The following is a 12,833-nucleotide window of genomic DNA, read 5'->3' on the forward strand; positions in this document are numbered from 1 at the left end:
TAGTCGACTGGTTTGAACGCCAACCGGGCCGGGGGCCGCAATGGGGAGCGACAGCGTGTCGCAGTTCTCGTTCTGCACCTTTGAGGAGCATTACTTCTCTTTCTCAATTGACAATCATTATCATTCAACATAATTTGTCGCTCGATGTGTAGGGCAGCCCAGGTCTTCCAGGCGTCCTGCCAACCTATTTGGCAGCAAGGTGATTTCCATGACGGAACAAGTGTCCACAAGCAGGTGCGATTCGCCGCTACTACAGGCCTTCGTCGACAATCGACTGATTCTGGTCAAGATTGCAGCCCGCATCACCGGCTGCCGCTCGCGTGCCGAGGATGTGGTGCAGGATGCATTCTTCCGCCTGCAATCGGCGCCGCAGATCACGTCCTCGTTCAAGGCTCAGCTCAGCTATCTGTTCCAGATCGTGCGCAACCTGGCGATCGATCACTACCGCAAGCAGGCACTGGAGCTGAAATATTCCGGGCCTGAAGAGGAAGGTCTGAACGTGGTGATTCAGGGGGCTTCACCGGAAACGTCGCACATCAATTTTTCCACCCTGGAAAACATCGCCGATGCGCTCACCGAACTGCCGAGCCGTACCCGCTACGCCTTCGAGATGTACCGCCTGCACGGCGTGCCGCAAAAGGACATCGCCAAGGAACTCGGTGTCTCGCCAACCCTGGTGAACTTCATGATTCGCGATGCGCTGGTGCATTGCCGCAAGGTCTCGGGCAATCGTGCGGATACCAGTGCCCGTCGTTAAGATCTGACATTTGCGTCGCCCCCTTCGCGAGCAGGCTCGCTCCCACATTTGATCTCGGGTGCTCACACATTGTGTGCACACTGAGGATTCAATGTGGGAGCAAGCCTGCTCGCGAAGACTGACTCAAGACCGAAACTGATCTTGAGCCCCACCGATCATGTCAACTCACACCGCTCAAAAAACCGCTCACGCCCCAACACCATCAACGCGGCGCGCTTGTGTGGGAAGTCGAATTCCTTTTCGCAATGGAATCGCTGCCCCTGCATGTACCCGATCATCTTGGCGTTGTCGGCACGAGGCTCGGCAACCACTCGCTGAGTGCGCGGATCGTCGAGAAACAGGTAATGCGTCAACGCCGGCAACCAGCTCGCTACCTTGTGCGGGCCACGATGGTTTTCTTCACCCACCAGCATGTGAATGCCACGGTCGTAATCGCCGGCATCGTAGAACGGTGCGATGCGATCTTCCTTGGCCCAATAGGCTTCGAAATAGGCGAACGGTTGATCGTCGAAACAGCCGATCAGCGTCACCGTGTGGGGATCCGCTGCGAGTTTTTTCAAGTACTCACGATGCTGTTCGAGGCTGCCCTCCTCCTGCCAGAAACTCGCCACGCGCGGGCTGTTCTGCCAACGGTTGAAACGGGCGAGGTCTTGGTCGATGTCGACCGTGCGCAAGGAAATCCACACCCCGAGTCGGGCATCGAAACGCCGATAGACCTCGCCCTGCGGCTTCACCGGTCGTAGCGGATGGCGCTTGCCACCACTGATGACCATTTGCTGTGGATAACCGCTGGTCAGCGGCTGCACCAGCCAGGGCTGCGGCAACTGCCAGAACAAGGTGCGTTCGCAGCGGTACTCGCCGACGGTTTCCGTAGTGACCAGCATGCCGCTGAGCAAGGCTTCAGTCGGCGCTTCATCCAGTCGCCAGGTCAGGCGCTGGCAGGCCGGGTCACGGGCGAACAACCAATAGCAGGCTGACCAAATGGCCTGGCTGACAGGGTGATCGCTGCTCTCTTCCAATTGCAGTTGCAACTCGGCGTCGCGGTTCAGGCGCAGCTGGATCAGTGGTTGTCCTTCAAGGCTGAGGCTCAGCCGGTTTTCGGTTTCATCGGCTACAAGACTGTTGCCTGTGGGTAAGGCCAGGGCAGTCAGGGCATTCGGATTGGACATGGGTCGGGCTCACGATAATCGTCGACAGTTCTACGATGTGACGTGAGCCGGGGCGGGAAATTTAAAAGAAACCGATTCCACTGTGGGAGCGAGCCTGCTCGCGATGGACGCCAACGAAAACGCGCCCTATCTGAATAACCGCGTTGTCCTGGCGTTTTTCGCGAGCTGGCTCGCTCCCACATGGACCAAATCGGTCAATGCGGAACCGGCACGATCGCAATCTTGTACGGATCGAAAATCCTCAGCATCTGCCCATTGTCCCGCAACCCTTGCAGCAACTTGCCGAACGCCTCGCCCGTGATCGGCGCGGTGGGGCGCAGGATGGCGTAGTGGTGATAAACCTGATCGATACGATCGGACACCAGCAACTGATCGGCGACTTTCAGATTGCGTAAAAAGTAGTCGCTCAGGTAAGAGCGTGTGACCAGGGCGATGTCGGCGCGGCCGCGCAGTACCATCAGCAGGTTACTGTCGTGGGAGTAAGTCAACGTGGCGTTGTAGTGGGTGGCGAGGTATTTGGGCTCGGCGTTGAAATTGGCGAATTCGTAGTGGTAACCGCTGAACAGCGCCAGGCGCTTTCCCGTCAGCTCGGCAAAATAGTCTTGCTGGCGAGCGGGTTGCCCTTCGGGCTGGCGTTGCGCGACGAATATCTCGGCGTCTTCCAGGCCCATGTCGACAGTGGTGTGTGGAATATCTTTCCAGCCCCAGTCGGGGTTTTCGAAGATCGCCATGTCCACCCGGCCTTGCTTGAAGTCACCAAAACGCCGGGGAATGGAAGTGGGCACCAGTACGAACTGATAATTGCTTTGCAGGGCGTTGAGCGCCTCGACCAGTTGCGGCAGCAGCCCGGTGTCGACACCGGTTTCCGGGCGCACGGTATACGGAGGAAAGTGTGCGGCACCGATGCGCACTAGTTGTGCTGCCTGGGACGGCAATATCGATAACGCCGCCAGCGCTGCCAGCAATAGACGCGAAGCCGTCCGAATTGGCGAAGACATCAAAACGACCCACTCCCCAGAAATACCGCATCAATGCATTCAAGCTAGGCGGTTTCGCCCAGTTAGCCAGTTTCCTGCCGACCAACACAAACTTATTATTTTTCCTCCAACACCAGAATCAGCGCCTCGTCGGCCAACTGATCGAGGCTCATGCTGCCATCGGCGCGAAACCAGGTGGTGGTCCACGACAATGCTCCGGTGAGGAAGCGTCGGGTGACGAATACATCACCGCGTATGAATCCGGCGCTCTTGGCCTCACCCAGCACCTGCAACCAGATGTCTTCATAGATGTCCCGCAGCGCCAGGACTTTGGCCTGGCCGTCCTCGGACAGCGAGCGCCATTCGTAGACCAGCACCGCCATGGCCTCGCCGCTGCCGCCCATGATCGACTGCAATTCACAACGGATCAGCGCCAGCACCCGTTCGCGCACGCTGTCGGCTTCGGCGATGGCCGCGCGCATCAACGCCGTGTTGTAGCGGATGGTCTCTTCCATCACGGCCCGCAGGATTTCGTCCTTGCTTTTGAAGTGATGGAAAATGCTCCCCGACTGGATACCCACGGCACCGGCAAGATCACGCACCGTGGTGCGCTCATAGCCTTTATTGCGAAACAGGTGGGCCGCCACTTGCAGCAGCTTGCCGCGGGCGCTGTCCGGATCGGTCAACTGGCCGTTGTCGACCAGTTCACGCATGACCCTCAGGGCTTTTTGCTCGTCCACCCGTTCTCTCCTACAGTCATGATCACCGCTAAAACAGCGGGGTTGCGCGGGCAATTTAAGCTGGCATTGGCAACCAAGCAAGCGCTCGGGCATAAGATATTTCAGCCGTTTACAAACCAAGCGCTTGCTTGGTAGTCTCGATGCACATCTGCCGGAGGGGGTTATGGAATTGACTGCGCCCAAAACTATTCGCATCGGTTGCGCCAGTGCCTTCTGGGGCGACACCTCGACCGCCGCCGAGCAACTGGTGGAGGCCGGACGTCTGGACTACCTGGTATTCGATTACCTGGCGGAAATCACCATGTCGATCATGGCCGGTGCGCGGATGAAAGATCCCCAGGCCGGATATGCCAGCGACTTCGTTGAAGTCTTGAGCCCCCTGCTCCCGCAGATCGCCGAGCAGAAAATCCGCGTCATCAGCAATGCCGGCGGGGTCAATCCTCAGGCCTGCGCCGCCGCCCTGCAAGCGGCGTGCGACAAGGCCGGGATCTCCTTGAAGATCGCGGTGCTGCTGGGTGATGACCTGCAACCGCAGTTCAAGCACCTGAGCGCTCGCGGTGTTCATGAAATGTTCAGCGGCGCCCCGCTGCCCCCGATGTGCGTCTCGACCAACGCCTACCTCGGCGCGCCGGGCATTGTCGAGGCTCTGCGTCTTGGCGCGGACATCGTGATCACCGGGCGCGTGGTCGACAGCGCCGTGGTCAGCGCGGCACTGGTGCATGAATTCGGCTGGTCGTGGCACGACTACGACAAACTGGCTCAGGCTGCGCTGGCCGGGCACATCATCGAATGCGGTGCGCAGTGCACCGGCGGCAACTTCACCGACTGGCGCGATGTGCCCGACTATGAACACATCGGCTTTCCCATCGTCGAAGTCAGCGCCGACGGCCAGTTCATCGTCAGCAAACCCGAAGGCTCCGGAGGCCTGGTCACTCCACTGACGGTGGGCGAACAGATGCTCTATGAGATCGGCGATCCGCGCGCTTATTTACTGCCGGACGTAGTCTGCGATTTCACCCAGGTCAGACTCGTGCAACAAGGCAAGAACGCCGTTCAGGTGCACGGTGCAAAAGGCCTTGCGCCAACCGATCAATACAAGGTCAGTGCCACATACCCGGATGGTTTCCGCTGCACCGCCAGTTGCCTGATCGCCGGCATCGATGCGGTGGACAAGGCCCGGCGTGTCAGCGAAGCGATCATCAACAAGACCTCGGAAATCTTCACCCGGCGCGGCTGGGCGCCCTACAGCGATGTGAGCATCGAACTGCTTGGCAGCGAGGCCACTTACGGTCCCCATGGCCAGCGCCAGGACAGCCGTGAGGTGGTGATCAAATTGGCGGTGCGCCATCCGAACAAACAAGCGTTGATCCTGTTTTCCCGGGAAATCGCCCAGGCCGCCACTGGCATGGCACCGGGGTTGACCGGCATCGTCGGTGGACGGCCGACGGTGTATCCGCTGATCCGCTTGTTCTCGTTCCTCATCGACAAAACCGCTTGCACGCTGGAAATTGATCTCATGGGCCAGCGTCATTCGTGCGCCCTGCCCGCCCTGGACGTGCTCGATACCCACGATTTGCCCGCGCCGTTCGAACCACCCAAACCCGATGGCCCGGCCGACGCCAGCGTGGCACTGATCAAGCTCGCCGTGGCGCGCTCCGGCGATAAAGGCAACCACAGCAACATCGGGGTCATGGCCCGCGAGCCCGAGTACCTGCCGTGGATCGCTGAAGCGCTGACCCCGGAAGTGATCGTCGACTGGATGAGCCATGTCCTCGACCCGGTCCACGGGCGCGTCGAACGCTGGTATTTGCCTGCCACCCACAGCCTGAATTTTCTCCTGGAAAACGCCCTCGGCGGCGGCGGCGTCGCCAGCCTGCGCATCGACCCGCAAGGCAAGGCCTTCGCCCAGCAACTGCTGGAAATCCAGATTCCGGTGCCGCAACGCATCGCCGACCAGGTCAACTAGAGGATTGCCGCCATGGCTTACGATTCGATTTTCAAAGCCGATCTGTTTGCAGGCCAGACCATCATCGTGACGGGTGGCGGCAGTGGCATCGGCCGTTGCACCGCCCACGAACTGGCGGCCCTCGGCGCCCAAGTGCTGCTGGTGGGACGCAAGGCCGACAAACTGAAAGCCGTGGCCGCGGAAATTACCGAAGACGGCGGCATGGCGGACTGGATCGTCTGCGATATCCGTGACGAAGATGCGGTCCAGGATCGCGTCGGCGATCTGATCAACAGGCACGGCCCGATTCACGGCCTGGTCAACAATGCCGGTGGACAGTACCCGTCGCCCCTGGCCTCGATCAACCAGAAGGGTTTCGAAACCGTGATGCGCACCAATCTGGTGGGCGGTTTCCTGATGGCCCGGGAGGTGTTCAACCAGTCCATGAGCAAGCACGGCGGCGCCATCGTCAACATGCTCGCCGACATGTGGGGCGGCATGCCCGGCATGGGCCACTCCGGCGCGGCGCGTTCGGGCATGGACAACCTGACCAAGACCGCCGCTTTCGAATGGGGCTATGCCGGAGTGCGGGTCAACGCCGTGGCACCGGGCTGGATCGCATCCAGTGGCATGGACACCTACGAAGGCGCATTCAAGGCGGTGATCCCGACCTTGCGCGAACACGTTCCGCTCAAGCGCATCGGCACCGAATCGGAAGTCAGCGCGGCGATCGTTTTCCTGCTCAGCCCGGCGGCGACGTTTATCAGCGGCAGCACCTTGCGCATTGATGGTGCCGCCAGCCTCGGCGCAAGGGCCTGGCCGATTCACAAGGCGCAGAACAGTGAGTCGTACAACGGCTTCCATCGCGCGTACTTACCAGACGTACTGCGGTCCGACGTGCTCAAGGACAAGGAATAATCCATGCCGGTGATTCAGTCGCAACTCGATCCCCAAAGCGAACAGTTCGCCTGCAATCGCGCAGCGATGCTGACGTGCATCGAGCAAGTCCGGGCACTCGAACAGAACCTGCTGAACAAGGCCGCAGAAGCCAAGGCAAAATTCGACAAGCGTGGGCAATTGCTGCCCCGTGAACGCCTCAACCTGCTGCTGGATCCCGGTGCACCGTTCCTCGAACTGGCGAGCCTGGCCGGCTACAAACTGCACGACGACAAGGATGGCAGCTCCGCCGGTGGCGGCTTGATCGCGGGCATCGGCTACGTGTCCGGTGTGCGCGTGTTGGTGGTGGCGAATAACAGCGCGATCAAGGGCGGGACCATTTCCCCCAGCGGTTTGAAAAAGTCCCTGCGCCTGCAACAGATCGCCATGGAAAACAAACTGCCGGTGATTACCCTCGCCGAAAGCGGCGGTGCCAACCTCAACTATGCGGCGGAGATTTTCGTCGAGGGTGCGCGCAGCTTTGCCAATCAGGCGCGAATGTCGGCCATGGGTCTGCCGCAGATTACCGTGGTGCATGGCTCGGCGACGGCGGGTGGCGCTTATCAGCCGGGTTTGTCGGACTACGTGGTGGTGGTGCGCGGCAAGGCCAAGCTGTTTCTCGCCGGGCCGCCGCTGCTCAAGGCTGCCACCGGCGAAGTCGCCAACGATGAAGAACTGGGCGGCGCCGAGATGCACGCGCAAATGGCCGGTACCGCCGAATACCTGGCCGAGAACGATGCCGACGGCGTGCGCCAGGTGCGCGAGATCGTCAGTCTGCTGTCGTGGAACGATCAACTGCCGTGGCTGGCTGAACCGCAATGGGAAGAACCGCTCTACCCCATCGATGAACTGCTGGGGCTGATCCCGGATGATCCGAAAAAGCCGTATGACGTACGCGAAATCATCGCTCGTATCGCCGACGGCTCGAACTTCTTCGAGTTCAAGGCCGAGTTCGACCAGCAGACCGTTTGCGGTCACCTGAAAATCCAGGGGCGCACCTGCGGTTTCATCGGCAACAACGGCCCGATCACGCCCAAGGGTGCGAGCAAGGCTGCACAATTTATTCAGCTGTGCGACCAGAGCCAGACACCGCTTCTGTTTTTCCACAACACCACCGGGTTCATGGTCGGCACCGAATCGGAGCAGCAAGGCGTGATCAAGCACGGCGCCAAGATGATCCAGGCGGTGGCCAACGCCCGTGTACCGAAACTCACCCTTGTGGTCGGTGGTTCCTATGGCGCCGGCAACTACGCGATGTGCGGTCGCGGCCTCGACCCGCGCTTCATCTTCGCCTGGCCCAACAGCCGCACCGCGGTCATGGGCGGCGCCCAGGCCGGCAAGGTGCTGCGCATCGTCACCGAGGCCAAACAGGCCAAGGACGGCCTGGTGCCCGACCCGAAAATGCTCGACATGCTGGAACAGGTCACCGCGCAGAAACTCGACAGCCAGTCCACGGCGCTCTACGGCAGTGCCAATCTGTGGGACGACGGCTTGATCGACCCCCGGGACACCCGGACCTTGCTCGGTTACCTGCTGGATATCTGTCACGAGGCCGAGGTGCGGCCGTTGCAAGCCAACAGTTTTGGTGTGGCTCGGTTCTAGGCCGACTCTAAAGGAGAACAATAAAAATGATCTTCACCCAGGAACACGAAGCACTGCGCCGCACCGTCCGCCAATTCGTCGATCACGAGATCAATCCTCATGTCGAGGAATGGGAAAAGGCCGGACGCTTTCCGATTCACGAGATCTTCCGCAAGGCCGGCGACCTTGGCCTGCTGGGGATTTCCAAACCGGAAAAATTCGGCGGCATGGGGCTGGACTACAGCTACTCGATCGTCGCCGCCGAAGAGTTCGGCACCATTCATTGCGGCGGCATTCCGATGTCCATCGGCGTGCAGACCGACATGTGCACCCCAGCCCTGGCGCGTTTCGGCTCCGATGAGCTGCGCGAAGAGTTTCTGCGCCCGGCGATCAGCGGCGAACAGGTCGGCTGCATCGGTGTTTCCGAAGTCGGTGCCGGGTCCGACGTGGCGGGGTTGAAAACCACCGCGCGCAAGGATGGCGATGACTATGTGATCAACGGCAGCAAGATGTGGATCACCAACTCACCCAGCGCCGACTTCATTTGCCTGTTGGCCAACACCTCGGACGACAAGCCGCACATCAACAAGTCGCTGATCATGGTGCCGATGAACACCCCGGGCATCAGCCTCAGTTCACATCTGGACAAGCTCGGCATGCGCAGTTCGGAAACCGCCCAGGTGTTTTTCGACAACGTGCGCGTGCCGCAGCGCAACCGCATCGGTCATGAAGGCGCGGGATTCATGATGCAGATGCTGCAGTTCCAGGAGGAACGGCTGTTCGGCGCAGCAAACATGATCAAGGGCCTGGAGTACTGCGTCGACAGCACCATCGAATACTGCAAGGAGCGCAAGACGTTCGGCAGCGCACTGATCGATAACCAGGTCATTCACTTCCGCCTGGCCGAATTGCAGACGGAAATCGAATGCCTGCGCGCGCTGGTCTATCAAGCCACCGAGCAATACGTCAAAGGCCAGGACGTCACGCGCCTGGCGTCCATGGCCAAACTCAAGGCGGGTCGGCTGGGTCGCGAAGTAAGCGACAGCTGCCTGCAATATTGGGGCGGCATGGGCTTCATGTGGGACAACCCGGTGGCCCGGGCTTACCGCGACGTGCGACTGGTGTCGATCGGCGGCGGCGCCGACGAAATCATGCTGGGGATCATCTGCAAACTCATGGGCATCCTGCCGGGGAAAAAGAAATGAGCAGCCTGCCCGTTTGCCAGACGCTGTTGCTGGAGCCCCATAACGGCGTGCTGCACATCACCCTCAATCGCCCGCAAAGCCGCAATGCCATGAGCTTGCAGATGGTCAACGAACTGCGCGCGGTGCTGGCGGCGGTGCGTGATGACCGTGCTGTTCGCGCCCTGGTGATCGGCGGTGCCGGCGGGCACTTCTGTTCAGGTGGCGACATCAAGGACATGGCCAACGCCCGCAACCAGGGCGCGACCGCGTACCGCGAATTGAACCGTGCCTTCGGTGCCCTGCTGGAAGAAACCCAGCACGCGCCGCAAGTCGTCATCACCGTACTGCAAGGCGCGGTGTTGGGTGGCGGCTTCGGGTTGGCCTGCGTCAGCGATATCGCCATGGCCGATCATCAGGCCCAATTCGGCCTGCCGGAAACCAGCCTCGGCCTGTTGCCGGCGCAGATTGCTCCGTTCGTGGTCCAGCGCATCGGCCTGACCCAAACCCGGCGACTGGCCCTGACGGCGGCACGCTTCGATGGCACGCAGGCGCGGCGCATGGGGCTGGTGCATTTTGTAGAGCACGACCCGCAAGCCCTGGCCGAACGCCTCGATGAAGTGCTGGCCCATGTGCTGTGTTGTGCCCCGCAAGCGAATGCGGCGACCAAGAAGTTGTTGCTGGCGAGTGCGGTGCAGCCGTCAAGCGAGCTGCTGGATGACGCGGCGCAGTGGTTCAGCGAGGCCGTGACCGGTGCGGAAGGCGTCGAGGGGACCATGGCCTTTGTGCAAAAAAGAAAACCGGGCTGGGCCCTTTAAAAGCTTCGCGAGCAGGCTCGCTCCCACAGGTGAATGCATTTCAACTGTGGGAGCGAGCCTGCTCGCGAAGAGGCCATCACTGTCACCGCACATTCAGAGAGAAAAACCATGCCCGGATTCACAAAAATACTGATCGCCAACCGCGGTGAAATCGCCTGTCGCATCCAGCGCACCGCCCAGGCTCTGGGCTATCGCACCGTCGCCGTGTTCAGCGATGCCGATGCCGACGCGCTGCACGTGCAAATGGCCGACGAAGCCGTGCACATCGGCCCGGCCCCGGTGCAACAGTCTTACCTGAACATTCCGGCGATCATCGACGCGGCCCGCCGTACAGGCGCTGACGCGATCCATCCGGGTTACGGTTTCCTCTCGGAAAACGCCGGGTTCGCCCGCGCCTGCCAACACGCCGGCATCACCTTCATCGGCCCCAGCCCCGAAGCCATCGAACTGATGGGCAGCAAACGCCTGTCGAAAATCGCCATGATCAACGCCGGCGTACCCTGCATCCAGGGTTATCAGGGCGCCGAACAGGATGACGCGACCTTGAGCCGCGAAGCCGAGCGCATCGGCTATCCACTGATGATCAAGGCCAGTGCCGGTGGTGGCGGGCGCGGCATGCGCCTGGTGCACGATGCCGGTGATTTTCTGGAGCAGGTTCGCACCGCCCGCTCCGAAGCCCTGCATGGGTTCGGCAGTGACGAACTGATCCTCGAACAGGCGTTGATCGAGCCACGGCACGTCGAAGTCCAGCTGTTCGGCGACCGGCACGGCAACCTGATCTACCTCGGCGAGCGCGATTGTTCGATCCAGCGCCGCCATCAGAAAGTCATCGAAGAAGCGCCCTGCCCGGTCATGACCGCCTCCTTGCGTCAGGCCATGGGCGAAGCGGCGCTCAAGGCCGGTCGTGCGGTGAACTACGTCGGCGCGGGCACCGTGGAATTCCTGCTGGATGCGCGCGGACAGTTTTACTTTCTGGAGATGAACACCCGTCTGCAAGTGGAGCACCCGGTCACCGAACTGATCACCGGCCTGGACCTGGTGGCCTGGCAACTGAACGTCGCCGAAGGCCAACCGCTGCCGCTGCGTCAGGAGCAGGTACAACTCAACGGCCATGCCATGGAGGTGAGGCTTTATGCCGAGGACCCGGCCCAGGGGTTTGTCCCGCAAACCGGGCACATCACGGCCTGGGAACCGGCGTTGCGCGATGGCGTACGGGTCGATGATGGTCTGATCGAAGGTGGACACATCAGCCCCTTTTACGATCCGATGCTGGGCAAGATCATCGCCCATGGCGCCACCCGCGAAGAAGCCCGACGCAAGCTGCTGCGGGCCGTGCAGGACAGCGTGCTGCTGGGCATGCAGAGCAACCAGCGCTTGCTCGCCAGCCTGTTGCAGCACCCGCAATTCATCAGCGGCCAATTCAGTACCGGATTCATTACGCAGCATTTCGCCGACCATCCGTGCCTGCACCCTCATGTACCCGCCGCAGAAGAGCTGGCGATTGCCGCCGTCCTGCTCTACCAGGCCTCTGCCGGTGCGCACCGCGGGCCGCTGGCGGGTTGGCGCAACAACGCCAGTGTGCCGCTGCACTATCGCCTGGGTCTGGAAGACCAGGAGTGGTCGGTGGCGTTGAACGCCGTGCCAGGCCAGGCGTACAGCGTTCAAGTCGCCAGCCGCAGCCTTGAACTGAAGATCATCGAGTGCGACGCACGCCGGGCCACCCTGGAGATCGACGGCATCCGTCAACGCCATACCTACCACCTGCAGGCCGGGCAAATCTGCCTGTTTACCCGTCCGGGCAGCCTGTGCTTGACGGATCGGACCCAGGCTTTGGTTAGCAGCCAGGTCAGTGCCAGCACCGGCACCCTCAAGGCACCTATGGACGGCGCAATCGTCGATGTGCTGGTCAGCGAGGGCAGCCCGGTGAGCAAGGGCCAACTGCTGGTGGTACTTGAAGCCATGAAAATGGAGCATCCGCTCAAATCGGGCATCGACGGCGTGCTCAAGCGTTTGCAGGTCCGGGTCGGTGATCAGGTCAAGAATCGTCAGATTTTATTGGAGGTCGAATAAGCCGCTAGGCGGAACTGCCGGGTTTGGCTACGCTCAAAGCCTATCAGGACGCGGATACCAGGAACCCTGCGATGCCTCAATGGCTGGTCATTGATCTGGAGGCCACCACCGACGAGGGTGGTTGGCCAGTAACGGAAATGGAAATCATCGAAATCGGCGCCACCCTGGTGGACCGCAAAGGGCGCGAAGTGGATCACTTCCAGTGCTTTGTGCGGCCATTGCGACGGCCGCTGTTGACGCCGTTTTGCCGGCAGCTGACGCACATCACCCAGGCGGACGTTGATACGGCGCAAACACTGGGCGAGATCTGGCCCTCATTCGAACAATGGCTCGGAATACATCAAGCGTCACTGGAAAGTTGGGTCAGTTGGGGCGATTACGATCGCCAGCAGCTGATTCAGGAATGGCAGCGCCTGCAACTCGACAGTGTCCTGAGCCGCACACCGCACATCAACCTCAAGCAACGTTTTGCCAAGGCCCGTCGCCTGGAGCGCCCGCTGGGACTCAATGGCGCGCTGCAACTGGCCGGCCTGCAATTTACCGGGCAGCAACACCGGGCACTGGAGGATGCGCGCAATACCGCGCGCCTGCTACCGCAGATTCTCCCCCCTCTGGAGAGGTGACGACACCGGCCCCCTTGTGCATACTGGCCGGCCCTT

At 61.1% G+C, this 12,833-nt stretch carries 11 protein-coding genes; 8 read left to right on the forward strand and 3 right to left on the reverse strand.

Annotated features, from left to right (window positions below; translation table 11 throughout):
* The first annotated feature begins 208 nt into the window (after positions 1–208).
* A complete protein-coding gene (locus CKW21_RS25965) occupies positions 209–757 on the forward strand; it encodes an RNA polymerase factor sigma-70 (protein WP_095196729.1) in 549 nt (182 codons plus the stop codon).
* Positions 758–912: 155 nt separating this feature from the next.
* Here CKW21_RS25965 and CKW21_RS25970 read toward each other — a convergent pair whose 3' ends face one another.
* The 3 genes from CKW21_RS25970 to CKW21_RS25980 form a co-directional block, all read right to left on the reverse strand.
* On the reverse strand, positions 913–1,926 hold the full coding sequence (locus CKW21_RS25970) for a GNAT family N-acetyltransferase (protein WP_095196730.1): 1,014 nt from the start codon (positions 1,924–1,926) through the stop codon (positions 913–915).
* 194 nt (positions 1,927–2,120) lie between these two features.
* Positions 2,121–2,924: an ABC transporter substrate-binding protein gene (locus CKW21_RS25975; RefSeq protein WP_170948731.1), complete on the reverse strand. Its 804-nt coding sequence runs from the start codon at positions 2,922–2,924 to the stop codon at positions 2,121–2,123.
* 95 nt (positions 2,925–3,019) lie between these two features.
* Complete coding sequence (locus tag CKW21_RS25980; RefSeq protein ID WP_095196732.1) at positions 3,020–3,643, reverse strand: TetR/AcrR family transcriptional regulator; 624 nt, start codon at positions 3,641–3,643, stop codon at positions 3,020–3,022.
* A gap of 163 nt (positions 3,644–3,806) precedes the next feature.
* Here CKW21_RS25980 and CKW21_RS25985 point away from each other — a divergent pair, with 163 nt between their 5' ends.
* The 7 genes from CKW21_RS25985 to CKW21_RS26015 all read left to right on the forward strand — a co-directional run bounded on the left by CKW21_RS25985 (position 3,807) and on the right by CKW21_RS26015 (position 12,797).
* Positions 3,807–5,609: an acyclic terpene utilization AtuA family protein gene (locus tag CKW21_RS25985; RefSeq protein ID WP_095196733.1), complete on the forward strand. Its 1,803-nt coding sequence runs from the start codon at positions 3,807–3,809 to the stop codon at positions 5,607–5,609.
* Between the two features lie 12 nt (positions 5,610–5,621).
* Entirely contained in the window at positions 5,622–6,506 is an 885-nt protein-coding gene (locus CKW21_RS25990; protein ID WP_095196734.1) for an SDR family oxidoreductase, read from the forward strand.
* 3 nt (positions 6,507–6,509) lie between these two features.
* A complete protein-coding gene (atuC, locus tag CKW21_RS25995; protein ID WP_095196735.1) occupies positions 6,510–8,126 on the forward strand; it encodes a geranyl-CoA carboxylase subunit beta in 1,617 nt (538 codons plus the stop codon).
* Positions 8,127–8,152: 26 nt separating this feature from the next.
* Positions 8,153–9,310, forward strand: a complete 1,158-nt coding sequence (atuD, locus tag CKW21_RS26000) for a citronellyl-CoA dehydrogenase (RefSeq protein ID WP_095196736.1) — start codon at positions 8,153–8,155, stop codon at positions 9,308–9,310.
* The gene (locus CKW21_RS26005; protein ID WP_095196737.1) at positions 9,307–10,104 is read left to right on the forward strand and encodes an enoyl-CoA hydratase/isomerase family protein; all 798 of its coding nucleotides are present in this window, start codon (positions 9,307–9,309) and stop codon (positions 10,102–10,104) included. The genes atuD and CKW21_RS26005 overlap by 4 nt, the downstream gene beginning before the upstream one ends.
* Before the next feature lie 108 nt (positions 10,105–10,212).
* Positions 10,213–12,174, forward strand: coding sequence for an acetyl/propionyl/methylcrotonyl-CoA carboxylase subunit alpha (locus CKW21_RS26010; protein ID WP_095196738.1), 1,962 nt, complete (start codon positions 10,213–10,215; stop codon positions 12,172–12,174).
* Between the two features lie 71 nt (positions 12,175–12,245).
* The gene (locus CKW21_RS26015) at positions 12,246–12,797 is read left to right on the forward strand and encodes an exonuclease domain-containing protein (protein ID WP_095196739.1); all 552 of its coding nucleotides are present in this window, start codon (positions 12,246–12,248) and stop codon (positions 12,795–12,797) included.
* The last annotated feature ends 36 nt before the right edge of the window (positions 12,798–12,833 follow it).

This window comes from Pseudomonas sp. Irchel 3A7 (assembly GCF_900187565.1).
Lineage (GTDB): Bacteria > Pseudomonadota > Gammaproteobacteria > Pseudomonadales > Pseudomonadaceae > Aquipseudomonas.

Bases quoted from the DNA above. Each gene is read 5' to 3' on its own strand.
- CKW21_RS25975 (WP_170948731.1), bottom strand. From the start codon at position 2,924: ATGTCTTCGCCAATTCGGACGGCTTCGCGTCTATTGCTGGCAGCGCTG.
- CKW21_RS26005 (WP_095196737.1), top strand. From the start codon at position 9,307: ATGAGCAGCCTGCCCGTTTGCCAGACGCTGTTGCTGGAGCCCCATAAC.
- CKW21_RS25990 (WP_095196734.1), top strand. From the start codon at position 5,622: ATGGCTTACGATTCGATTTTCAAAGCCGATCTGTTTGCAGGCCAGACC.
- CKW21_RS25970 (WP_095196730.1), bottom strand. From the start codon at position 1,926: ATGTCCAATCCGAATGCCCTGACTGCCCTGGCCTTACCCACAGGCAAC.
- CKW21_RS26015 (WP_095196739.1), top strand. From the start codon at position 12,246: ATGCCTCAATGGCTGGTCATTGATCTGGAGGCCACCACCGACGAGGGT.
- CKW21_RS25965 (WP_095196729.1), top strand. From the start codon at position 209: ATGACGGAACAAGTGTCCACAAGCAGGTGCGATTCGCCGCTACTACAG.
- atuD (WP_095196736.1), top strand. From the start codon at position 8,153: ATGATCTTCACCCAGGAACACGAAGCACTGCGCCGCACCGTCCGCCAA.
- CKW21_RS26010 (WP_095196738.1), top strand. From the start codon at position 10,213: ATGCCCGGATTCACAAAAATACTGATCGCCAACCGCGGTGAAATCGCC.
- atuC (WP_095196735.1), top strand. From the start codon at position 6,510: ATGCCGGTGATTCAGTCGCAACTCGATCCCCAAAGCGAACAGTTCGCC.
- CKW21_RS25985 (WP_095196733.1), top strand. From the start codon at position 3,807: ATGGAATTGACTGCGCCCAAAACTATTCGCATCGGTTGCGCCAGTGCC.